The 22,232-nt window shown below is 70.9% G+C and carries 14 protein-coding genes; 1 reads left to right on the forward strand and 13 read right to left on the reverse strand.

The genetic code is table 11. The features are described 5' to 3' along the window. Nucleotides 1–55: 55 nt before the first annotated feature. From ACFY1U_RS20390 to ACFY1U_RS20415, 6 genes are all read right to left on the reverse strand, one after another. Nucleotides 56–1,321, reverse strand: coding sequence for a carbohydrate ABC transporter substrate-binding protein (locus ACFY1U_RS20390; protein WP_390695513.1), 1,266 nt, complete (start codon nucleotides 1,319–1,321; stop codon nucleotides 56–58). Beyond that, entirely contained in the window at nucleotides 1,318–2,346 is a 1,029-nt protein-coding gene (locus tag ACFY1U_RS20395; RefSeq protein WP_390695514.1) for a hypothetical protein, read from the reverse strand. Before ACFY1U_RS20395 ends, ACFY1U_RS20390 begins: the two co-directional genes overlap by 4 nt. Beyond that, nucleotides 2,343–3,737: a vWA domain-containing protein gene (locus ACFY1U_RS20400; protein ID WP_390695515.1), complete on the reverse strand. Its 1,395-nt coding sequence runs from the start codon at nucleotides 3,735–3,737 to the stop codon at nucleotides 2,343–2,345. The genes ACFY1U_RS20395 and ACFY1U_RS20400 overlap by 4 nt, the downstream gene beginning before the upstream one ends. 89 nt (nucleotides 3,738–3,826) lie before the next feature. Further along, entirely contained in the window at nucleotides 3,827–6,136 is a 2,310-nt protein-coding gene (locus tag ACFY1U_RS20405; RefSeq protein WP_390695516.1) for a tetratricopeptide repeat protein, read from the reverse strand. A gap of 41 nt (nucleotides 6,137–6,177) precedes the next feature. Then, the gene (locus tag ACFY1U_RS20410; protein WP_390695517.1) at nucleotides 6,178–7,497 is read right to left on the reverse strand and encodes a serine protease; all 1,320 of its coding nucleotides are present in this window, start codon (nucleotides 7,495–7,497) and stop codon (nucleotides 6,178–6,180) included. 134 nt (nucleotides 7,498–7,631) lie between these two features. Beyond that, nucleotides 7,632–12,845 carry a family 43 glycosylhydrolase gene (locus ACFY1U_RS20415; RefSeq protein ID WP_390695518.1) on the reverse strand — a complete coding sequence of 1,738 codons (5,214 nt, stop codon included), beginning with the start codon at nucleotides 12,843–12,845 and terminating at the stop codon, nucleotides 7,632–7,634. Between the two features lie 199 nt (nucleotides 12,846–13,044). On the opposite strand from ACFY1U_RS20415, the gene ACFY1U_RS20420 reads away from it, so the two are divergent. Next, complete coding sequence (locus ACFY1U_RS20420) at nucleotides 13,045–14,460, forward strand: phytoene desaturase family protein (protein WP_390695519.1); 1,416 nt, start codon at nucleotides 13,045–13,047, stop codon at nucleotides 14,458–14,460. 18 nt (nucleotides 14,461–14,478) lie between these two features. Here ACFY1U_RS20420 and ACFY1U_RS20425 read toward each other — a convergent pair whose 3' ends face one another. The 7 genes from ACFY1U_RS20425 to ACFY1U_RS20455 form a co-directional block, all read right to left on the reverse strand. Next, entirely contained in the window at nucleotides 14,479–15,180 is a 702-nt protein-coding gene (locus tag ACFY1U_RS20425; protein WP_390695520.1) for a gamma-glutamyl-gamma-aminobutyrate hydrolase family protein, read from the reverse strand. Beyond that, nucleotides 15,177–16,667: an aldehyde dehydrogenase gene (locus ACFY1U_RS20430; RefSeq protein ID WP_390695521.1), complete on the reverse strand. Its 1,491-nt coding sequence runs from the start codon at nucleotides 16,665–16,667 to the stop codon at nucleotides 15,177–15,179. Before ACFY1U_RS20430 ends, ACFY1U_RS20425 begins: the two co-directional genes overlap by 4 nt. Beyond that, the gene (locus tag ACFY1U_RS20435) at nucleotides 16,667–18,157 is read right to left on the reverse strand and encodes an APC family permease (protein WP_390695522.1); all 1,491 of its coding nucleotides are present in this window, start codon (nucleotides 18,155–18,157) and stop codon (nucleotides 16,667–16,669) included. The genes ACFY1U_RS20430 and ACFY1U_RS20435 overlap by 1 nt, the downstream gene beginning before the upstream one ends. 164 nt (nucleotides 18,158–18,321) lie before the next feature. Continuing rightward, a complete protein-coding gene (locus ACFY1U_RS20440) occupies nucleotides 18,322–18,924 on the reverse strand; it encodes a TetR/AcrR family transcriptional regulator (protein WP_390695523.1) in 603 nt (200 codons plus the stop codon). Between the two features lie 42 nt (nucleotides 18,925–18,966). Then, nucleotides 18,967–19,812: a fumarylacetoacetate hydrolase family protein gene (locus tag ACFY1U_RS20445; RefSeq protein ID WP_390695524.1), complete on the reverse strand. Its 846-nt coding sequence runs from the start codon at nucleotides 19,810–19,812 to the stop codon at nucleotides 18,967–18,969. Between the two features lie 10 nt (nucleotides 19,813–19,822). Continuing rightward, nucleotides 19,823–20,758, reverse strand: a complete 936-nt coding sequence (locus ACFY1U_RS20450) for a 3,4-dihydroxyphenylacetate 2,3-dioxygenase (protein ID WP_390695525.1) — start codon at nucleotides 20,756–20,758, stop codon at nucleotides 19,823–19,825. Beyond that, nucleotides 20,751–22,217 carry an aldehyde dehydrogenase gene (locus tag ACFY1U_RS20455; RefSeq protein ID WP_390695526.1) on the reverse strand — a complete coding sequence of 489 codons (1,467 nt, stop codon included), beginning with the start codon at nucleotides 22,215–22,217 and terminating at the stop codon, nucleotides 20,751–20,753. Before ACFY1U_RS20455 ends, ACFY1U_RS20450 begins: the two co-directional genes overlap by 8 nt. Nucleotides 22,218–22,232: the final 15 nt, after the last annotated feature.

Consider the following 22,232-nt stretch of genomic DNA (forward strand, 5'->3'; position numbering starts at 1 on the left):
TGGCCGCAGGCAGCGCGGCGGCCATGGCGAGCAGAGTGGCGACCTTCGTGACCGCTCACTGTGTGCTGCAGACCGTCTTCGGTGCCGCACTTGTGCCGGGCTGCGCGCTCTGCACTGCCTGTAGGTCCTTGAGGAGTAGCGAGATATGGGGGTCCTGGTCGGCGGCGGCCCTGGCCAGGGTCAGCAGGACGGCCTCGTAGAAGGCGTCCCGGACGGCCGGGGCCATGACGTCGGAGGCGTCCAGGCAGCGCGGACCGTCACCGGTGAGCCGTTCGGCGATCTCGTCCTCGACCTGCCCTTCGTGGGGACGCACCTGGCGATTGGCCGAGAAGACGTGCGCCACCTTCGCCCACTGCTGCTGGCCCTCCTTGGAGGCCAGTCGCTCGATCAGGTCCCTGGCCGGGCGGCGGTCGCTGAACAGCGCGGCGAAGTCTCCGGTCACCTCGTGGGCCCGGACCTGGTCCGGGCCTCCGGGCAGCAGCGGGGCGGAGTCCATCAGCTCCGCCTGCTTCGCGTCGGCCTCTCCGTAGAAGGAGCGGGCGAAGGAGCCTTGGTGCTCCAGGGCGCATCCGCCCCACCCACCGAACAGCAGCCCGTGGCTGTCCGGGTCGCCGCGGTGATCGGTGAGCAGGGCGTGCGCGGCCGCGGCCCTGTTCTGCCGGAACGGGCGGGCCCATGCCTCCCAGGCGTCGCGCAGCGGGGCACTGGTCCACCACTTCTCCTTCTTGTTCCTGCCGAGCGCCCACTTGCCGTAGACGTCCGGACCCGAGTGCTGCAGCACCAGGTCCTCGATCCAGTCGGTGCCGGGCCAGCCGGAGGCGCCGTCGTCCCCCATGCCGATGCACCAACTCTGCAGGCGGGCCGGTGAGTTGGTGGGCCTGTGGCCCTTTCGGTACCAGACGATGCTCTTCAGATCCGCCTTGACGGGGACCCAGTACACGTCCTGGGAGGTCCCGCTCGCCGCGCTCCACGGCGAGCCGTACTGCTGAGGGTCGTAGAGGCCGTTGAGGCGCTTGAGCCGCTTCTGGTCCGCGTACTCGGCGAGTTCACCGATACCGGGCATGATCACGATGTCCGGGGGCTCGCCCGACTGCACCTTGGAGAGCAGCACCTCGCGCTGGGCCGCGGTGCCCTGGTAGCGGAAGGGGATGCCGAAGCCCCGCAGCACCTCCTTGAACTGCTTCTCCTGGGTGCCGGTCCACGTCCCGAGGATGGTCACCGGCTGCTGGTCGTCCTGCTCCGCCCACACCACCACGATGCCGGTGGCAGCTGTCAGCAGCAGTACCACGACGAACACCAGCACCTTGAACCGCCGGGTCACCGTCGCCTCCAGTAGTCGCTGTCGAGCCGGAGCACGAGCCCTGTCGCGGGCATGAGGACGACCAGCAGTCCGCCGATCAAGGTGCCCCGGTACACCCTGTCCGTCCAGGCGTCGTCGCCCAGTTCCCCCCGGATCTCCTCGGATGTCTCCGTGACCCTTTGCTGTGCGCCGGCCAATGCGTGGCTGCAGCAGTCCTGACGGGAGACCTCGGTGATCGTCTGCAGGTCGCTCAACGCGTGGTCGAGGTCGTCCTCGGTGGAGGACGTTGTCAGCAGCGGGACGACCGCGAGCAGCACCGTGAGGACGAAGCCTGCGAGCAGATACGGATTCCAGTCGCGGCCGCAGCGGTCACGCAGCACGAACAGCGCCGACATCAGGGTCAACGCCAGTGCTGTCAGGGCGAGTTCGGCGACCCACCAGCCGCCGCGCCGCACCCACCCCATGGCGGCGGTGGCTTCGGCGTGCTTCATCTGGACCTGCTGCAGTCGGTCCAGCCGGGGCACGAGTCCCACGCCCGGGCGGGTGAGCAGCGAGTTCGCCTCCTTGAGCTTCTGCTCCTGCATGTAGTCCTGGTCCTGGTACAGAGAGGTACCGAGGTTGAGCGAGTTGCCGTAGGTGGCGAGCAGACCGTTGACGGTGCCGAGGTCCTGGTCCGTCCGGTCCGCGATCCGCGACAGGCTCTGGCCGGCGGCGGAGAGCTGGGACCGGTAGGTCTCGCCGGAGCCCGCGACGTGGATGAGGTCCCTTTTCAACAGGACCTCGGTCTCCCACTCGGCACGCAACACCGCGAGCCGGGCGGCGGCCAGCCCCTGGACGGCCGGTGCCTCCCGGGAGGAGAGCGCCTCGACGCCGCGCTGGGTCTGGTGGTAGGAGAGGAGCAGGGAGCCCACCGCCACCATCGCGCACACCGTCAGGACCAGGAGGTGTGCCTCCAGCAGCCGGCGGGTCCGAAAGGGGCTCAGGCGTCCGCGCCAGAAGGCGGCAAGGGAGTGGCCGCGCCGGGAGGTGGCGCCCGTGGTCGTCACAGCAGCTCCTTCCCGCAGGCGATGCAGTAACGGGCCTCGCTCCCGGCCAACGCCGAGCAGTGCCCGCAGTGCGGGCCCGGCCGGGGGTAGACCGTGTCGGTCAGGGTTCCGCCGGGATAGGACCCGGCGCGCAGGATCATCGGGCGGAGGGCACCGGAGTCGACGGCGTTCGGCAGCCGGACCCGTCCCGCGGCAGCGTCCTCGATGTCGGCGACTTCGCGGATCTCGCCCAGCACCCAGTCCGCCTCGAACTTCTCAGCCATGCTCGCGGCCTGCCCCAAGCAGCGTTCGGCGACCTCCCGTTGGCCGTCCTGGAGAGCTTCGAGGCCCTCCCGCAGGGCATTGCGCATGGCGGCGGTGCCGGTCAGGAAGCGCACGCTGTCGGCGCCCGCCGAGGCGTGCGCCGGTGCCGGCCCGGGGCGGTGCCAGCGGGCGACGACGGGCGCATGGACATCGCCGATGGAGACCATGGCGAACTGCAGGTCGGACTCCAGCGGGTCGGTGTCGGCGTCGGCGACGAGAGTGAGCAGATAGTCGCGCCTGCCCTGCTCCTGCCATTGGTAGGTCGGGAAGCTCCAGTGGTGCGGCCGGTCGGGCTGGGACTGCGCGCGCAGGCGGCGCGGCCGGGGCGCCTTCTCGCTGAGCGAGACCTGGCGCACGGAAGGCCGCACGGTCACCTCGATCGGCAGTTGCGGGGTGTGCACCCGGCGCAGCCGCCCGATGGCGCCGGTGATCGCACCGCCGAGCCCCTCGTCCACGAACTCGGCGGTGCCGTGCAGCCGTTCGGCGAGGGCCAGCAAGGGGTCGGGGTTCCAGTTCGCGCCCACGGCGAACACATCGCAGGTGAACTGACCGGCGCAGGCCTCCAGTTCCTCCTCCAGCCGGGTCTCGCCCGGGGCGCTGCTGCCGTCGGTGATCAGCACGAGATGGCGTACGGACAGCGGGCGGCCGGTGAGCAGGGCGCGGGCACCGGCCGCCCAGACGGCGTACCCGGCCGGCCGCGGACCGTCCCGGTGCAGTGGGAGCGCACCTGCGGCGAAGACGGCCCGGCGCTTGACCGCATGGTCGGCGACGGCCCACTCCGCGTCGCCGCGCGGATAGCACCGCACCGGCTCGGGCCCGCTGCCGAGCACGGTGAAGGAGATGCCGTCGGGCAGGGCGCGCAGTGCGGTCGGCAGAGCGTGCCGTACGACCGGCCGGTTGGCCTCGGCGACGTCCACCGCGATGATCACGGCGAGTTCCACCGCGGGCAGGTCGACGGGAGCGCTGTCGGCGGCCACGTCGACCCGCAGATGCGCCTCGATCTTCGCGCTGCGGTGCGGACGCAGGTCACCGTCGAGATCGACGTGCAGCTGGATGGCCGGCTGCAGCGGCAGGGTGTGGCTGCTCATGCCGTACGTCACCGCTCCTTCCCTTTCGTCGCCGTTCGGGCTGTCGTTGCCGTGCGGTCGGCGCGTCGGCCCGTCGGCCCGTCGGCCCGTCAGAAAACTGTCTGCGGCCGCACCGCGTGCAGCAGGTCCACAAGGTGCTCATGGGCGGCGGCCGACTCCCGGTTGCGGGCGGCCAGTTGCCGGTAGTGCGACTCCAGCTGTCTGCGCAGCTCCCGTTCCGCCGCGCTCATGCGTCTGAGGCTGCGGAGGTACAGCCGTCCGGCGTCCCCTCCCGCGGGACCGGGCCTGTCGTCGAGGCCGCGCAGGGCGTCCAGTTTCCATTCGTGCAGTTCCGTGCTCAGGCGCAGCGCCTCGTCCTCGGACAGGCTCGGCTCACCGGCGCCCGGAGTCTGGTGCACCAGACCGGCCAGTTCGGCCAGCGCCGCGTCGACGTCGGCGGGCGCGGGCAGCTGATCGCGCTCCCCGGGCAGCCGGGCCGCGCGGATGCGCAGGGAGGCGATCCGGGCGACCGTGTGGTCCAGGGTGCCGGGGCGGACCCGGCCGAGCACGTCGAGGGCCGCCCTGCGGTCGCCCGCACGCAGTGCGAGGCGGGCCAGGCCCAGGGCGGCGCCGCCGTGCGCGGGGTTGCGGGCGAACACGGCCTCGTACAGCTCCTTGGCGGTCGGGCCGGCCCGGTCGTCGCCGAGCCGCTCCCCGCAGTAGGCGAGGGCCAGTTTGGGCGCGTACTCGCCGGGCAGCTCGAGGTGCACCTGGGCGAAGTGGGTCCTGGCCTCGGCGACCTGCCGCGGGTCGTCGCGCAGGCCGGCGCTGCGCAGCGCGAGCAGCGCGCGGTGCCACTCCAGCCGCCACCGGCGCACGGCGGAGGGGCCGGGGATGGAGTCGGCGGTGTCGAGCTCCAGTTGCGCCCGGTTCAGGTCGTCCTCCGTGTTCCGGTCCAGCAGGACGCGCACGTTGTGCAGGCAGATCTCCACCGAGCGCGGCTCCTTGTCCTCCTGGTCGAGGAGCTGCCCCGGGTCGTAGCCGCTGCTCACCTCGAACCGCGCGGTCTGCGGGTCGCCCGGATAGCGCCGCGGCACCGGCAGACAGCGGGCGATCTCGGCGGGGGTGGGGGCGCCCAGGTCGAGGGCGGGGGCCACCGGCGGTTCGTGGCGGAGGCGGCGGGGGCGCTCCAGCCAGTGCTCGATGCCCGGGACCGTGCCGAGCCGGGCACCGAGCAGCTGCGGGGACGGCCGGAAGTAGTCGGAGGGCTCGGGAGGGTCGGTCTTGCCGCGCAGTGCGCGGATCTCCCGCAGCGCGCCCCGCAGCTGGCCGGCCATCTCCCGGGCGTCGGCGAACCGCTTGCCCGGGTCGGGCCGCACGGCGCGCTCGACGACCTTCCAGAAGGAGGCGCTGCCGAGCCCGGGCACCCTGTCGACGGCCCAGCCTCCGAGTTCCCCCAGGGTGACGCCGACGGTGTGCAGGTCGTGGGCGACGGTGGGGCCCGGCGAGTACGCGGTCTCGGGCGCCATGTACGGGGGCGTCACATGGGCCGGGGGCCGGCTCTGGCCGTGTTCGCGCATGCCGCCGAGATCGATCACCTTGACGCCGTCCCCGTGGTGCACGACGTTCGAGGGCTTCATGTCCCCGTACACGAAGACCCGTTCGCGGCCGGCGTGCAGATGGACGAAGGCCTCCAGGATCTGGCAGCCGTACGCGGCGACATGCTCGATGTCGAGGACCGTCTCACCGCGCCGGGTCTCTTCGACGACCTTCTCGAGGGTGCCGTCGCCGACGTCGTCCATGACGATGTAGCCGCCGGTGACCTGGCCGTCGGTGTCGCTGCGGGCGACGAAGTCGCGGATCTGGACGATGCGCGGGTGGCGGATCGCGACGAGGTTCTGACGTTCGACGTCGGCGAGCCTGGCGCCGTCCTGCTCGTACCGGTTGAGCAGTCCCTTGACGGCGACGACGTCACCGAGATGGGTGTCCTCGGCGAGGTAGACCCAGCCCTGGCCGCCGTGCGCGATGGGTCCCATGATCCGGTACTGGTCGCGCAGCACCTCGCCCTCGGCGAGTTCCGGACGGTACGAGTAGGGCTTGCCGCACACCGGGCAGTACCCCTCGGCCGGCACCGGGCCCTCGGTGTAGGGCGGGGCGAAGGTGATGCCGCACTCGGCGGAGGAGCAGGCCATGGTGATGCGCAGCGGTGCTTCGGGGTCGATGAGGCGTTCCTCAGCGGGGCGCGGTACGCGCTGGGGCAGTGCGAGGAGCAAGTCGGGCCCCAGGTCCCGCGGGTTCTCCGGCAGGGCGGGCAGTTCGGGGGCGTCCTCGGCACGGCCGCAGTCGGAGCAGTAGCCGGTGGGCAGCACGGTGCCGCCGCAGGGGGCTCCGCTGAAACGCCGGTGCGGACAGGCCGTCATGCTCTCGTCCTCCTGCGCTGCCCGGGCCGGGCGCGGCCCCCTCATCCCTGGCCTCGGTGTTGCCGCAGGTCGGCACGTACGGTCTTGATCAGCCCGCGCAGCCGGGACAGTTGCCCGTGCGGGTCCGTGAGGCCTTCGATCACGCGGAGTTCGTGCCGCCGCCGGTCGGCCGTCTCGGTCGCGCGGCTGAGGGAGGCGCTGTCGACGACGCCCCAGCGGATCGCGCGGCCGAACTCCTCGGTCTGCAGACGGGTGATCAGCGCGTCCGCATGGCCGAGCAGGGCGGGCCGCAGCAGTTGGTCGCGGGCGGCGCTCCAGCCGGTGCCGCCCTCGTGACGGAAGACGAGCAGCAGCCGGACGCCGAGGACCCGTAATCGGACCAGGAGTTCGATCAGCGGGCCCGGCTCGGGTTCTTCGTCCAGGCCGTCGACGAGGACCGTGACCGGGCGGACGGGCGCGCGTTCGGCCGCCCGCCGTGGCTGGGGTTTGCGGCCGAGCAGCCAGTACCAGTACGCCAGGTACTCGCCGGTCGGGACGGTGATCCTGTCCAGGGCGTGGTCGGCGAGGTCCGGCCTGCTGGCGCCGCCGCGATGGACGACGTCGGCGCGGTGCAGCAGATGGCGCAGCGAGCGGTCCTTGCCGCTGCCCGCCGTCACCACGGTGATCTTCACCGGGTCCTCGTCCGGGTCCTCGAACCACCGCGTCGACCGCTCCTCGAAGTCGCGGTCCCATGCGGACGGGCGGCTCAACTCTTCGATGAGCGGCGAGAGTCCGGCGATGCGATCAACGGGGATCAGATACGAGAAGGCGAGCCGGTTCTTCTCGGGCAGCACCTCGTTCATGTCGCCGCGCCAGCTGACGACGAGACCGACCACCCGCACGGGCGGTCCTTCGCGCGGCCCTGTGCACACCCCGGCGCCGCTGAAGCCCTTGCGGACCACCTCCGCCTTGGTGACGGCATCGAGCTGCACCAGATCACCGCTGGCCCCGCTGATCCGGCCCCACAGGCTCATGCCGTCGTCGAAGCCCACCGCGTAGCCGGTCGCGTACACCTCCATGCCGCTGTGCAGCGTGCGCTCCAGTGGGGCGGGGCGCGCCTGCGGGCGCGGGCTGTCCAGGCGCAGTACGGCGACGTCCTCACCGCGGTCGGGCAGCCAGCCGCCGGGCAGGACACGTGCGGCCACCGGTTCCAGGTCGCTGTTCTCCGCGAACTCCAGCCACATCACGCCGTCCGGGTGGTCCACCACATGTGCGCAGGTCAGTGCCGTGTCCTGGTCGACGAGGACGCCGGCCCCACAGATGGGCCCATGAGCGCCCTCGCGCCGCAGCCTGAGTCTCCAGTCCGCACGCAGTTCCCCCATGGTGTCTGAGACTACGCTCGGAGCATGCTGCGTCCCTAGACTTGTGACCAGGTTCGATCGGTCAATCAATGGAAGCCGGCCATGAGTTGACATGAGGGTTCCCCGCGCCCCCCTTGGGCGCGGGGAGGGTGCGCCTAGTGCCGGTGGTCTCCGATCCTGACGGTGCCGGTGGTCCTCGTACCGTCCTGGTTGTCGTAGACGACGTCGCCGGTGGACTTCTTCCAGATCCTGATGCGGTACGTGTCCGGGCCGTCGGTGGCGGTGATGCGGAACCCGTAGCCGCCGCGGCCGTCGACCGTGCCGGAGCCCTGGTAGACGGCCCGGGAGCCGGTGATCACCAGCCAGTCGGAGCTGGTGGAGCGGAAGGCGAGCTTGGCGGCCCCGAAGCCGAACACGGCCTCCCCGATGGGGGTGCCGGCCCCCTTTCGGTAGCGGGCGCCGAAGGTGAACGCCGCCTTTCCGGTCAGCCCCGGCTTGGCCGGGAAGGCGCCGGCCGGTGACGTGATCGTGCCGGCGCCGAACGCCGGACCGGCGTCACGGTCGTAGACGATCACCTCGGGGAGCGTGGTGCTGTCCGTGCCCCCGTCGTCGTCGGAGACGGTGAGCACCGGGCGGTGGATGCCCGCGGTGGCGTAGACGTGCCCGGCCCGGCAGGCGTCGCCGGAGTCGGTGAGCCGGCCTGATGCCGGTCCGGTGCCGTCCTTCCAGTCGATCGTGCAGGTGTGGCTGTCGGACGTGCCCGGATCGGTGAAGGAGGCGGTGACAACCACCGGTTTCCCGACCGGAGTCGGGGTCGCCGGGCCTGTCGCCGAGGTGATCGACGGGGCGGCGTTGGCGACCGTGACCGTGGTGGTGTCGGTGCTGCGGCCGCCGGTCAGGGTGAGCTTGAAGGTGCCGTTGTCGGTGCAAGTGACCGTCGTGCGGGCCGAGCCCGGGTCCGTGACCGTGCAGGGTGCGCCGTTCTCCACTGTCCACTTGGGCGTGCCCGCACCGGAGATGGTGCCCGCGAGCGGGATGGCGTCCCCCTCGGTGCCGGTGGCGTCCGGGCCTGCGTGGACGATGGTGACCGGGTCGATGCTCGTGAGTGTCGGGACCACCTTCTCGATCAGGCCGTCGGAGTCGAACTCCATCTTGTCGATGGTGGTTTCACGGTGCGTGCCGTCTCCGCCGGGGATGGCGAAGCGGTGGTAGGCGATGTACCAGTCGTCGGTGTTCGGGACGTGTACGACGCTGTGGTGGCCGGTGCCCTTGATGCCCTGGGAGAGGTCCTTCGAGAGGATCACGCCCCGCTTGGTCCAGGGGCCGGTGGGGGAGGGGCCGGTGGCGTAGGCGACCCGGTAGTTCTCGTCCCGGGTGTCGTTCTCCGACCACATGAAGTAGTAGGTGCCCTTGCGCTTGATGACGAAGGAGCCCTCGTTGTAGCCGCTCGGGGTGATGTCCTTGACCTTCGACGTGTCGATGGAGGTCATGTCCGCGCCCAGCGGGACGACATACGCGTGGCCGTTGCCGAAGTACAGGTACGACTGGCCGTCGTCGTCGGTGAAGACCGCGGGGTCGATCATCTGGCCGCTGAAGTCCCCCGCCTTCAGCAGCGGCTTGCCCAGCGCGTCCTTGAACGGGCCGGTCGGCGAGTCGGAGACCGCGACGCCGATGTTCGCGTCGGCGCAGAAGTAGAAGTAGTACTTCCCGTCCTTCTCGGCGATGGTCGGCGCCCAGGCCCTGCTGTCCGCCCAGGAGATGTCCGGGCCGAGGTCGAGGATGACGCCGCGGTCCTTCCAGTGCACCAGGTCGGTGGAGGAGTACGCCTTGAACTGCGTGCCGCTCCAGCCGTCGAAGCCGTCGGTGGTCGGGTAGATGTAGAAGGTGTCGCCGAAGCGGACGATGTTCGGGTCGGCGTTCAGTCCGGGCAGGACCGGGCTCTTCATGACGAGCGCCGACACGGTCCAGGCGCGCTTCTTGCCGTCGGAGCCCGTCACCTCGTACGTCACCGGCTTGCTGAAGTCCTGGACGCTGCCGGAGGCGGGGCTGATCGCCGCGCCGTGGGCCAGGGTGAACTCAGGTGCCAGCGCGGTGAGATCGGTGCCTTCCTTCATCGGCAGCGTGATTTTGCTGTCGGCGTTGTCGACGATGGCGTCCACCTTCAGATCAGGGTGTGCGGCCTTCGCGATGCCCGCCGTGTTGCCGCTGAGCTCCATGACCTCCGCGGCCGACAGGGCCCGGTCGTAGATGCGGAAGTCGTCGACCTCGCCGCCGAAGTACGGGTCGGCCGAGTACAGGGACCGGCCGATGTAGCCGCTGTAGTCCTTGTTCGCGTCGTACAGCTCGGAGGGCTTGATGGTGGTCGTCGTGCGGGCCGCCTCGATGCCGTCGACGTAGAGGACCATCGTGCCGGTCGAGCCGTCGAGGGTGACGGTGACGTGCCGCCACTCACCGGGCGTGAGCTGCGAGCCGGCCGTCAGCTTCGACTCCGCCGACCAACTGGCCTTCGTGATCGCCGAGTAGAGGCTGGAGCCGCCGTTGGAGGGGGTGGCGAAGAGGTACTTGTCGCTGTCGGGGCCGAGCCCGAACAGCCACTGGAAGCTGCTGCCGCCCTTCCACTTGGCGTAGGTCGACACGGTCACGCTGTCGGCGTTCCTCAGCACGCCGTTCGGGATCTTCACATACGGCGAACTCGACGCGTCCCCCGACATCTTGAACGAGCCGCCCGTCACACCCGTGCCGAAGTCGGGCGTGTGGACGTAGGTGCCGTGGTAGCCGTGTCCGCTGGAGTCATGGGCGATGTTGCCGCCCGTCTCGTCGAAGTCGTAGTGCAGGAGCAGGTCGGCCGGGACGTCCGGGCCCTCCTCCGACACCGTGACCTCGGCCTGGACGGGGAGGGCCGAGCCGTCCGGCAGGCTGCCCGTCACGGTGAAGGTTCCGGGGTTCGCGTAGGCCGAGGCCGGGACGTCGTCCCAGGTGACGGCGACGGGCCGGTCGACCCCGTCGGCGTACTTCGCGATCACGGTGGCCGGCAGGACCGGCGCCTGACCGGTCTTCGTCTTCACCTTCACGCCCTCGACGCTCTCCACCAGCTGGTCGGGCTGGTAGGCGCGCAGCAGTCGGTCGTACTCGGCCTGGGTGACCGGCAGGACGGTGCCGTGGCGCGGCCTGGCCGGCAGGTCGTAGCCGGTGGACGGGGTCCACTTGCCGGAGGCCAGGTCCGTCGTCTCGAACGGGATGTAGCCGCGGCCGCCGAACTCGTCCAGGAAGGCGTACCACTTGTCCTCGGTGTTGGACTTGAACACCAGCGGCCCCTCGGCCGCACTCATCGCGCCCTTGCCGATGCCCTCGGCGACCGGGTCCCAGGAGCCCAGGATCGAGTCGCTCTTCTCCTCGAAGATGAACTTGCTGTTGGGGGTGGAGGAGGTGTTGTTCCGCTCGTCCTTGGACAGGCGGTAGTACGTCCCGTCGTGCTGGATCATCGTGGAGTCGATGACCGAGTAGCCGCGGTCGATCCACACCTTGGGCTCGCTGAAGGTGTAGAAGTCGCGGGTGGTGGCGTACATCATGCGGTTGTACGTGTCGCCGCTGTGCTCGGCGTTGTCGTACAGCTTCGACGCCCAGAAGACCACGTACTCGCCGCGTTTCGCGTCGTAGAAGGCCTCCGGCGCCCAGGTGTTGCCCGCGCTGTCGGGGGAGATCTTCACCAGCCGCTGGTTCGTCCAGTGCACCAGGTCGGTGGACTCCCAGATCATGATGGACTTGCTGCCGGTGCGCTGGGCTGCGTCCCAGTCGCCGTTGCCGTAGATCCTGAGGTCGGTGGCGATCTGGTAGAACTTGTCGCCCTCGGGAGAGCGGATGATGAACGGGTCGCGCAGGCCCTTCTCGCCGAGCGTGGAGGTGAGGACCGGCTTGCCGTCGTTCAACTCCCGCCAGTGCAAGGGGTCGTTGCCCTTGCTGAGGGCGTTGTAGATCTGTTCGCCGTCCGCCGTGCCCTCGCCGGTGAAGTAGCTGAACATGTAGCCCTTGAGGGCCGCCCTGGCGGGCAGTTCGGGCACCTGTGCGGTGAAGGTGCGGGTGGCGGTCGCCTCGCCCTTGGTCACGGTGGCGGTCAGCTCGACGGTGGTGGCGCCGTCGCCGTGCGCGGGGCGGTGGACCACGCCGTCGGCGGAGACGACGTCCGGGTTCGCGGAGGACCAGGCGACCTGCGTGGCGTACGAACCGCTCGTCGGGAGGGTGAGGTTGCCGCGTGCGTCGTCGAGGTTGTGGACGCTCAGCGCGTCGGCGGCCTGCCGGGTGGCGGTGGCGTCGTCGACGTCGGGCAGGACCGTGACCTCGAAGGTGCGGGTGTCGGTGACCGTGCCCTTCTTCAGGGTCGCCGTCAGGGTGGCGTGGCCGTCCGGTGCACCGGCGGCCGGGCGGGTCACCTTGCCCGAGTCCGAGACCACCGCGGTGTTGTCGCTCGCCCAGCTGATCGTGGAGCCGCCCGCCGTACCCGTCTTCGGCAGGTCCAGATCGGCGGTGACGGCGCTGGTGTCACCGAGGCTCAGGGCCGCCTTGTCGTCGGCGACGCCCTGCGTGTCGACGGGAAGGGCGAGTTGCTCGACCTCGGAGCCGGCCAGCGCGCGGTCGTAGACGCGGAAGTCGCGGATACGGCCCTTGAAGAGCTTGTCGCCGGAGTACACGGACTTGCCTATGTAGTTGGCGGTGGTGGTACCGGAGCCGATCGCGCCGGGGGTGATGGTCACCGACGTGTTGCGGCCCACCTCGACGCCGTCCTCGTAGAGCACGCCCGTGGTGCCGGTCTGGGTGTAGGCGAGGTGCTTCCAGACCGCGCGGGTGAGGTTGTGGGAGTCGGACGGCTTCGTGGTCTGTTCCGTCGACCAGTTGCCGGTCGCCACCGAGGTGCGCAGGGAGTTGCCGGTCGTGAACAGGTAGCCGTTGCCGTTGCCGCCGCTGGAGTTGCCGAAGCCGTAGAGGAAGTACGGCGTGCTCTGCGCGGAGTCGAGGAGCACGTCCAGGGAGACGGTGATCGAGTCCATGCCCTTCATGACGTCGTCCGGCACCTTGATGTAGGTGTCGGATCCGTTGAAGGCGAGCCCCTGACCGGAGGCCGACCAGTCGGCGGTGCCGCTCACCGTGCCGTCGCGGCCGTTGCCGGAGGCGTCGCTCACGGTGGTCCCGGATCCGCCGTCGAGTTTGTACCAGAGGGCCAGACCGTCGGTGAGGGCGGAGGCTTCGGCCGTCTGTGCCGCCTGCGCGGGAACGGCGGGACCGGCGAGGGTCAGGAGCATCGCGGCGGCGGTCAGTCCGGCGAGATGACCCGCCAGGCGTCTCGCGCGGGTGCGAAGTCGTGCGCTGTGCGTCATGTCGGGATTCCCTGCTGAGACACGGCTGATGAGGGGGGAAAGGCGGGATGCGGACAAGCGGGAGCGGGCCGACAGCGCGTTCGCCGCGGGCCTGGTGTTACGTGGAGGTGACGTCGTGTTGCGAGAGTTTCAGTCGGCGTCCTACGGGGCGTCAAGAGGTTTCGAACGATGTGCGACAGGTCGAACGAAAGGAGCCGGGATGAGTACGGCGACCGTCGTCGGCGCCGGGCCCAACGGGCTGGCCGCCGCCGTCGCCCTGGCCCGGGCCGGCCTGCGGGTCACGGTGCTGGAGGCGGCCGACACGATCGGCGGCGGCACCCGCTCCGGCGAGGCGATCGTGCCGGGGCTGCTGCACGACTTCTGCTCGGCCATCCACCCCATGGCAGTCGGCTCGTCGTTCCTGAACTCGCTCGGCCTGGAACGCTACGGGCTGCGCTGGGCGTGGCCGGAGATCGACTGCGTCCATCCGCTCGACGGCGGCACGGCCGGGGTGCTGCACCGCTCGGTGACCGCGACCGCCGCCGGTCTCGGCGCCGACGGCCGGACCTGGCGGCGGCTTTTCGAGGGACCGTCGGCGGCGTACGACACCTTGGGCGACGACATCATGGGCCCGCTGCTGCGCCCGCCCCGGCACCCGATCCGCCTGGCCCGCTTCGGCGTTCCCGCGCTCGCCCCCGCCTCCGTGCTGGCGAAGGCGTTCAGGACCGAGGAGGCCCGGGGCCTGTGGGGCGGGGTCGCCGCGCATGCCTTCCACCCGCTGGAGCGGCCGCTGACCGCGAGCATCGGGCTGGGCATCGTCACCGCGGGCCACCGTTACGGCTGGGCCGTGGCCGAGGGCGGCTCGCGTCACATCACCGACGCGATGGCGGCGCTGCTGCGCGAACTCGGCGGGACGATCGAGACCGGGGTACATGTGCGGTCCGTCGCCCAACTCCCGGACGCGGACGTGACCTTGTGGGACGTGGCCCCCACCGCCCTGGCCGACATCCTCGGTGATCTGCTGCCGCCCCGGACCGCCCGCGCCTATCGGCGCTACCGCTACGGACCGGGCGCGTTCAAGGCCGACTTCGCGGTCGAGGGCGGAGTTCCCTGGCGCGCCGAGGCCGCACGGCGGGCCGGCACGGTGCACCTCGGCGGCACCTACGCCGAGATCGCGGCCGCGGAGCGGTACGTCCATGCCGGGCGGATGCCCGAGCGGCCGTTCGTCCTGGTCGGCCAGCAGTACCTGGCCGACCCGTCACGCTCGGCCGGCGACATCCATCCCGTATGGTCGTACGCCCACGTCCCGAACGGCTACACCGGCGACGCCACCGCGGCGATCACCGCCCAGATCGAACGGTTCGCGCCCGGCTTCCGGGACCGCGTCATCGGCACCGCGGTGCGCACCACGCCCGGCTTCGCCGAGTACAACCCCAACTACGTCGGCGGCAACATCATGACCGGCGCCACGGACATCCCCCAGCTCCTCCTCGGAACGCACCTCACCCTGCAGCCCTACGACACCGGAGTTCCCGGCCACTATCTGTGCTCCGCGGCCACCCCGCCCGGCGCCGGCGCCCATGGGATGTGCGGAGCCCATGCCGCGGCCAGGGCCCTGCGGCGGCTGCGCGCGTGACGCGGGGTCCGTCAGGGGTCAATCCCCGTCCCGGGCCGCTCGTACGAGGGCGTCGAAGAGGCCCTGCTGTGCGGTGTCCTCGTGGGCGGTGTCCTCCGGGTGCCACTGAACGGACGTGAACCACCCGTGGGCGTCGGGGAGTTCGAGTCCCTCCACCGTGCCGTCCGCGGCGCGCGCGGTGACCGTGAGCCCTCTGCCGGGGCGGTCCACCCGCTGGTGGTGGTAGCAGGACGCCTCCACCTTCTGCACGCTCGTGGCCTGCTCCAGCAGGGTGCCGGCCCGGATCGCCACCGGGTGCACGAGGTGCCGGTGCTCGCGTTCCGGGCCGCCCATGTCCTGGTGCAGGGTGCCGCCGAGGGCGACGTTGACGACCTGGAGGCCACGGCAGACCGCCAGCAGGGGGAGGCCGAAGTGCAGGGCCGTACGGGCGAGTCCGAGGTCGAAGGCGTCCTGGAGGTCGTCCACGTCGTACACGGTGTCGTGGGTGTCGGTGGCGCCGTAGCGGTGCGGGGCCAGGTCGCCGCCGCCGGGCAGCAGGACGCCGTCGAAGCGGGCGAGCCGGGAGGCGACCTCACCGTCCGCGGGGTGGATGCTCACCGGTTCCCCGCCCGCCCGCCACACCGCCTCGATCAGCGCGCGGGCGTTGACCTCGGCCGCGTACCGCAGGGCAGAGGCGGTGGCGGAGAAGCGCGCGGGGATCGCTATCAAGGGGCGCGTCACAGCTGGATCCAGGTCGTCTTGAGCTCGGTGTACTTCTCGATGGCGTGCACGGACTTGTCACGCCCGTTGCCGGACTGCTTCATACCGCCGAAGGGCACGGTCAGGTCGCCCTCCTCATAGCAGTTGACCCAGACCGTGCCGGCCTTCAGCGCCCGGGAGACCGTGTGGGCGGTGGACAGGTCGGAGGTCCACAGGCCGGCGGCGAGGCCGTACTCGGTGGCGTTGGCGAGTCGTACCGCCTCGTCCAGATCGTCGAAGGCGAGGACAGACAGGACCGGCCCGAAGATCTCCTCGCGGGCCAGCCGCATGCCGGGGGTGACCTGCTCGAAGACGGTCGGCTCCAGGAAGCAGCCGCCGGTGTCGGTGAGGGTGCGGGAGCCGCCCGTGAGCAGGCGTGCGCCTTCCGCACGGCCGGTGGCGACGTGGCCGAGGACGCGGTCCAGATGGTCTTCGCCGACCAGGGCGCCCATCTCGGTCGCCGGGTCCAGCGGATCACCGACCCGCAGCTCGCGGGCCCGGGCCACGATCGCCTCGGTGACGCGTTCGGCGACGGAGGAGTGCACCAGCAGCCGGGAGGGTGCGGTGCACATCTCGCCCTGGTTGAAGAAGATGCCCCAGGCGGCCGTGGCGGCGGCCTTCTCCAGGTCGGGGGCGTCGGGCAGGATGATGTTCGGTGACTTGCCGCCCAGCTCCAGCCAGACGCGTTTGAGGTTGGAGTCGGCCGCGTAGTGCAGGAAGTGGCGGCCGACCGCCGTGGATCCGGTGAACGCCAGGACGTCCACATCGGAATGCAGGCCGATCGCCCGGCCGGCCACCGGTCCGTCGCCGGTCACGACATTGAGCACGCCCGGCGGCAGCCCGGCCTCGGTGGCGAGCCGCCCCAGCAGCACAGCGGACAGAGGTGAGTTCTCGGAGGGCTTCAGGACGACCGTGCAGCCCGCCGCCAGCGCCGGTGCGACCTTCCAACTCGCCAGCGTCAGCGGGAAGTTCCACGGCACGACGGCGCCCACGACACCCGCCGGCTCCCGGGTGATCAGGGCGAGGGCGTCCGGAGCGGTGTGCGGGGACTCGTCGGTGAGTTTGTCCGCCAGCTGCCCGTACCAGCGGAAGGTGTTGATGGCGGCACGCAGTTCGATGTCGTGCGCGTCCGTGATCGGCTTGCCCATCTCCAGGCTGATGGTCAGCGCGAGCTTCTCCCGCTGCTCTTCGAGCAGTTCGGCGATGCGCAGCAGGATCCGCCCGCGGTCGGCGGGCGCGAGGCGCGGCCAGGGGCCGGAGTCGAAGGCACGGCGCGCGGCGGCCACGGCCAGGTCGACCTCGGCGGGCCGGGCGTCGGCGATCTCGGCGAGGACCTGTCCGTCGCGCGGCGAGACGACCGCGAAGGAAGGGCCGGCGCCCGGTTCGTCCGTACCGTCGATGTGGTGCCCGGTGGGCAGCTGCAGATCCTTGGCGCGCCGCAGCAGGTCGTCGTGGGCGAGGGGCGGCATCAGCTGTCCGCTCCCTGGCCCTCGGGGCTTCCGGAGGGTTCGGACCGCTGCCCGTTCCGGGTCAGCCGCGCCGCGGCCAGCCCCAGGACCAGCACCGCCGGGACGGAGAGCTGGAGCCAGACGGCGGTGGCCTGGTCACCGCCGATCAGCGTGGTGAAGTTCTCGATGATCAGCCAGATCCCGCCGGCGATGCCCAGCGCGCCCATAATCGGTGCGACCAGGGTGTTCCAGGTCCGGGTGTCGGCCCGGGTACGGCGGAAGAAGAAGACCACGGAGACGGAGGTCAGGAAGTACAGGAGCATGATCCCCAGGACGGCAACCCCGCTGAACCAGGAGAAGAGCGTCAGCACCGGGTCCTTGCCGAGCAGCGCGAACGGCATGACCAGGGCCACCGCGACCACCGTCTGGACGATTCCCGCAGCCCAGGGGGAGTGGCGCCGGTTCAGCGCGGTCAGCCGGTGCGGCAGCAGCCCTTCACGGCCCAGCGAGAACAGGTAGCGGTTGGCGGAGTTGTGGAACGCCAGGATGCCGGCGAACAGCGAGGTGGCCAGCAGGACGGGCAGCACATCGCCGGCCCAGCCGCCGAACTGGGCGGAGATCGGTGCGAAGACGAAGGACGTGGCGTCGCCCGACGCCAGCGCCTTGCCGGCCTCCGCGGTCGCCTTGGACGCGCCGTGCGCGGAGATCAGCATCCACGAGGTGAAGGCGAAGAAGCCGGTGATCACCGCGACCGCCAGGTAGGTGGCGCGCGGGACGGTCTTCCGGGGATCCCGGGCCTCCTCGCCGTAGATGGCGGTGGCCTCGAAGCCGATCATCGAGGCCACGGCGAACATCAGCGCCACACCGGGGGCGCCCTGCAGTGCGGCGTGGGGAGAGAAGCTGTCGCCGAAGCCGAGCCCCTCGGGGCCACCGCCCTTGACGAAGGTCACGAGGGCGAAGACGGTCAGGATGCTGAACTCCGCCAGCACGAACACGGCCAGGATCTTGGCACCCATCTCGATCCCGGCGGCCCCCAGGACCTGGACGACCGCCATGGTGACCAGCGTGCACACCCACCACGCGACGTGTACGTCCCCGTAGTGCTCGATGAGCCCGCTCACCGTCGCGCCGTACAGCCCGTACATGGCCGCCTGGACGGCGCAGTAGGCGAGGAGGGCGACCCCGGCGCTGCCGGAGCCGGTGGAGCGGCCCAGGCCCTTGCCGATGTACATGTAGAAGGCCCCGGCGTCCACGACGTGACGGCCCATGGCGACGAAGCCGATGGAGAACAGCAGGACCACGAGCCCGGCCGCGAGATAGGCGGCGGGGGTGCCGGCGCCGTTGCCGATGGCGACGGCGATCGGAACCGCTCCGGCGATGCCGGTCAGCGGTGCCTGGGCGGAAAGGACGAAGAAGAGGATGCCCAGGACACCGAGGGAATCGGGCTTGAGCCTGCCGGTCATGGATGAGTCTTGCGCACTGTGCGGGGAGACCGCCGTCTGACTGTCCACTCGGATCACCTGTCGGGCACGGGGAGGGATGGTGGTTCGTTTAGGGTCAAACGAGTTGCTTCATGGTGGGCTGGAACTATCCGTTTGGCAAGGGGGTCGGCGGAGTTTTCCGCGCAACCGCAAAAGGCCCCGGGAAACGCCCCGGGGCCTGGAAAAAGCGCAGCTCAGGAGTCGGCGTCGAGGAGTCTCAGCAGGGCGCGCAGCTGTTCCAGGGCGGCATCCGTGACCGCCGGTTCGCCGAAGACGAGCTGGTGCAGCACCAGGCCGTCGAGCGCGGCGAACACCAACCGGGTCATCGCCTGGTCCGCGCCGGCCGGCAGCATACGGTTCAGCTCGCGCCGGGTGGCGTCGAAGTACTCGTCGTACAGCGCGCGCAGCTGCGGCAGCAGCTCCGGCCTGCGGCGCGCCTCGAGCAGCAGCTCGTACTGGAACGCCTGGATCCCCGGATCCGCCGTCACCATCTCGGAGAGCCCGGTCGAGAAGTCCGCGACCTTGCCGGTGCCCGGTTCGAGGGCGCTGGTGCTCAGCGAGGTACGGATCGTGTGGGCGAGGGCCTCCTCGATCAGCGCGTCGCGCGAACCGAAGTGGTGCACGACGAGCCCGTGGGTGACCCCGGCCTCCTCCGCGACGGCCCGGTAGGTGAGCTTGCGCAGTCCGCCTCGGGCCACCACGCGTACGGCCGCGTTCAGCAGGGCCTCGCGCCCCTCGCCGTACTGCAGGCGCTTGCGTGACGGACGGCCCTTCGGGGCGTCGGCGGACTCGCTCATGCCGGTGACCCTACCCGCACCTGCTGAGCAGCCCTTTCGGCATCAGCGCCGGGGCGGCCGGATGCCGCGGAACTCCCAGTCGCCGCCGAGCGCGGTGGACAGCACCTCCTCGGACTCGGTGGGCTGGGCGCCGACATCGGAGCGGATCGGGGTCGGTCCGGTGACGATGTGGTTGGTGAGGCGGCCCAGGCCCTCGACCTCGACCTCGACGACGTCGCCCGGCTGTACGGGGCGGGAGTTGGCCGGGGTGCCGGACAGCAGCACATCCCCCGGATACAGGGTGATGGTGCGGGCGATGTCGGCGACGAGATAGTGCATGTCCCACTTCATCTCGTCGGTCGAACCGTCCTGGACGACCTCGCCGTTGACATAGGTGCGCAGGCTCTTGCCGTGGAAGTCCCAGTCGGTGACCAGGCCGGGGCCGAGCGGGCAGAGGGTGTCGGAGCCCTTGACCCGGAGCATGGAACCGGCGTCGGTGTCGCGGAAGTCGTGCAGGCCGTAGTCGTTGGCGATCGTGTAGCCGGCGATGTACTCGCCCGCCTCGGCCGGGGAGATGTTCCGCGCGGTCCTCCCGATGACGATGGCGACCTCGCCCTCGTAGTTGAGCCACTTGCAGCCCTCGGGGCGGACGATCGCGCCCTGGTGGGAGTTGAGGGCGGATGTCGGCTTGTGGAAGTAGGTCGGCGTGTCGGGCAGGTCGATCTGGAACTCGTCGACGCGGCTGCGGTGGTTGAGGTGGACGGCGATCACCTTCGACGGCACGACCGGCGGCAGGTGCTGCGCCTGCTCGGTCTTGACGCGGCGGCCGTCCCCGGCGACGAGTGCGTCCCCGTCGACGGTGACCTGGACGGCGGCGCCGTCGAGGAGGATGCGGCGGTATTCGGGCATGGCGGCCTTCCTAGGAGCGGCGGTGCGGGTGGTGGGGTCCGGCGGGCACGGGTGCTCCCGTGCCGGTCCAGCCGTCGGCCGGGCGGTCGAACCACAGGTGGACCTGGCCGGTGCCGACGGCGTTCTCGTACTCGCCGTACTGGCGTGCCCTGGCGGTGCAGGCCCTCTCGCCGAGCGCGCCCGCCATCATCAGGTAGTGGAAGAACTTCGCCTCCGGCTTGAACTTCCAGAACTCGTCCATGGTGTCGAGGACCTTGTCGTGCCGGCCCTCCTTGAACCAGCCGATGCGCTCGAGGTCGGCGGCGCGGGCCGCGGGCGTGAAGATGTGCGCGGGGTCGCTGGCCTCGTGGTCGCGGATCTCGCGCAGCGGCCAGAAGGTGTGCGACAGCGCACCGGAGGCGATCAGCAGGACGCGCCGGCCGGGCGTGGCGGCGATGCCGTCCGCGAGGGCGCGCCCGAGCCGCAGGTGGTCCTCCATGTCGCCGGTCTGGCACACCCCGATGGTCACCCACCGCTTGTCCGGCAGCCCTTGACCGAGGAACTTCCAGAGGTTGATGGTGGCGTAGTAGATCGGCAGGTAGTCGTCCTCGATCGCGGTGATCCAGGTGCCGTGCTGGTCGGCGAACTGCTCCATGTTGCGGGCGAGTTCGGGGTCTCCGGGGAAGTCGTACGGCATCCGACACATACCGCGCGGCAGCTCTTCGGAGGTGAACAGTCCCGCCCGGCGGGTCTGCGCGGTGACGACGAACTCGACCGTGGTCGCCCAGTGGGAGTCGAGGACGACCACGGTGTCGTAGTCGTCGCGCTCGAAGACGTCCCTGCGCAGTTCCTGCAGACCGGTGACGAGGGTGATCTCCTTGCCCTCGTTGAGCTCCAGCCGGTCGGCCTCCGGGAGCACGATGGTGGGCACGTGGGCGAGCAGCCCGGCCCCGACGATCTCACCCATGGTTGTGCTCCCATCCCTTCGGGGCGGTCACGGTGTTCTTCAGGTCGCAGTAGAAGTCGAAGCTCCAGGTGCCGCCCTCGCGGCCGACGCCGGAGAGGCGGGAGCCGCCGAAGGGGGCCTGCAGGTCGCGTACGAAGAAGCAGTTCACCCACACCGTGCCCGCGACGAGCCGGGCGGTGACGCGGTCGGCGCGCTCGCGCGAACCGGTGGCCACGGTGGCGGCCAGCCCGAAGCGGGTGTCATTGGCCAGCCGGACCGCCTCCTCCTCGTCGGCGAAGGTCTGCAGCGTCAGGACCGGACCGAAGACCTCCTCCTGGACGATCTCGCTGTCCTGCCGGACATCGGTGAGCAGGGTCGGCGCGTAGTAATGGCCGTCCCCCCGGTGGCCTCCGATGACGGCGCGGGCTCCGGACGCGAGCGCCCGCTGCACGAAGCCGTCGATCTTCTCCAGCTGGCGGAGGTGGATGTTGGGCCCGATGTCGGTGGCCTCGTCGCGCGGGTCGCCCTGCTTCAGCGCGGTCGCCCTGTCGACGAAACGGCGGGTGAACTCCTCGGCCACCGACTCCTCGACGAGGAGGCGTGTCGCGGCCAGGCACACCTGCCCGGCGTTGTCGTACTGCTCCACCGCGAGGTCGACGGCGAGGTCGAGATCGGCGTCGGCGAACACCAACAGCGGTGATTTGCCGCCCAGTTCGAGGCTGAGCGGGGTGAGGTTGGCCGCAGCCGACTCCGCGATCCGCCGGGCGGTGGGAACGGATCCGGTGAAGCTGATCCGGCGCACGTCCGGGTTCGAGGTGAGCGCGTCGCCGATCTCCGCGCCGTAGCCCTGCACGACGTTGAGGACACCCGCCGGCAGCCCCGCCCCGGCCGCGATGTCGGCCAGCAGCGAGGCGGTCAGCGGAGACCACTCGGCGGACTTCAGGACGACGGTGTTGCCCGCGGCCAGCGCGGGCGCCACCTTCCAGGTCGCCAGCATCAGCGGCGCGTTCCACGGGGTGATCAGGACGCTGGGGCCCGCCGGGTCCCAGCTCACATGGTTGGTGTGGCCACGCGTCTCGAAGTCCTCGTGATCCAGCTTCAGCAGCCAGTCGGCGAAGAAGCGGAAGTTTTGGGCCACGCGGGGCATCACGCCCCGGCGGTGCGAGCGCAGCAGGGCGCCGTTGTCGGTGGTCTCGACGATGGCGAGTTCCTCGAGCCGCTTCTCCACACCCTCAGCGATCGCGTGCAGGATGCGGGCGCGTTCGGCGCGGGAGGTGGCGGCCCAGGCGGGGAAGGCGGCCTTGGCGGCGGCGACCGCGGCGGCGGCCTCCGTCGCCGTACCGCGGGCGATCTCCCCGATCGTGCTGCCGTCGATCGGGGAGACATCGGTGAAGGTGTCGGCGGAGGCGACGCGCTCCCCGCCGATCCAGTGCCGGGTGTCGACGGCGACCCCGGCGACGGTGATGCGGTGCTCGGTCATGTCCGGTCTCCAAGT

Origin of the sequence: Streptomyces sp. NPDC001351, assembly GCF_042896045.1 — a bacterium.
Taxonomy (GTDB): Bacteria; Actinomycetota; Actinomycetes; order Streptomycetales; family Streptomycetaceae; genus Streptomyces.

What these genes read in the sequence shown, in the direction of transcription:
- ACFY1U_RS20400 (WP_390695515.1), bottom strand. Translation starts at nt 3,737, where the DNA reads ATGAGCAGCCACACCCTGCCGCTGCAGCCGGCCATCCAGCTGCACGTC.
- ACFY1U_RS20405 (WP_390695516.1), bottom strand. Translation starts at nt 6,136, where the DNA reads ATGACGGCCTGTCCGCACCGGCGTTTCAGCGGAGCCCCCTGCGGCGGC.
- ACFY1U_RS20410 (WP_390695517.1), bottom strand. Translation starts at nt 7,497, where the DNA reads ATGGGGGAACTGCGTGCGGACTGGAGACTCAGGCTGCGGCGCGAGGGC.
- ACFY1U_RS20415 (WP_390695518.1), bottom strand. Translation starts at nt 12,845, where the DNA reads ATGACGCACAGCGCACGACTTCGCACCCGCGCGAGACGCCTGGCGGGT.
- ACFY1U_RS20420 (WP_390695519.1), top strand. Translation starts at nt 13,045, where the DNA reads ATGAGTACGGCGACCGTCGTCGGCGCCGGGCCCAACGGGCTGGCCGCC.
- ACFY1U_RS20430 (WP_390695521.1), bottom strand. Translation starts at nt 16,667, where the DNA reads ATGCCGCCCCTCGCCCACGACGACCTGCTGCGGCGCGCCAAGGATCTG.
- ACFY1U_RS20440 (WP_390695523.1), bottom strand. Translation starts at nt 18,924, where the DNA reads ATGAGCGAGTCCGCCGACGCCCCGAAGGGCCGTCCGTCACGCAAGCGC.
- ACFY1U_RS20445 (WP_390695524.1), bottom strand. Translation starts at nt 19,812, where the DNA reads ATGCCCGAATACCGCCGCATCCTCCTCGACGGCGCCGCCGTCCAGGTC.
- ACFY1U_RS20450 (WP_390695525.1), bottom strand. Translation starts at nt 20,758, where the DNA reads ATGGGTGAGATCGTCGGGGCCGGGCTGCTCGCCCACGTGCCCACCATC.
- ACFY1U_RS20455 (WP_390695526.1), bottom strand. Translation starts at nt 22,217, where the DNA reads ATGACCGAGCACCGCATCACCGTCGCCGGGGTCGCCGTCGACACCCGG.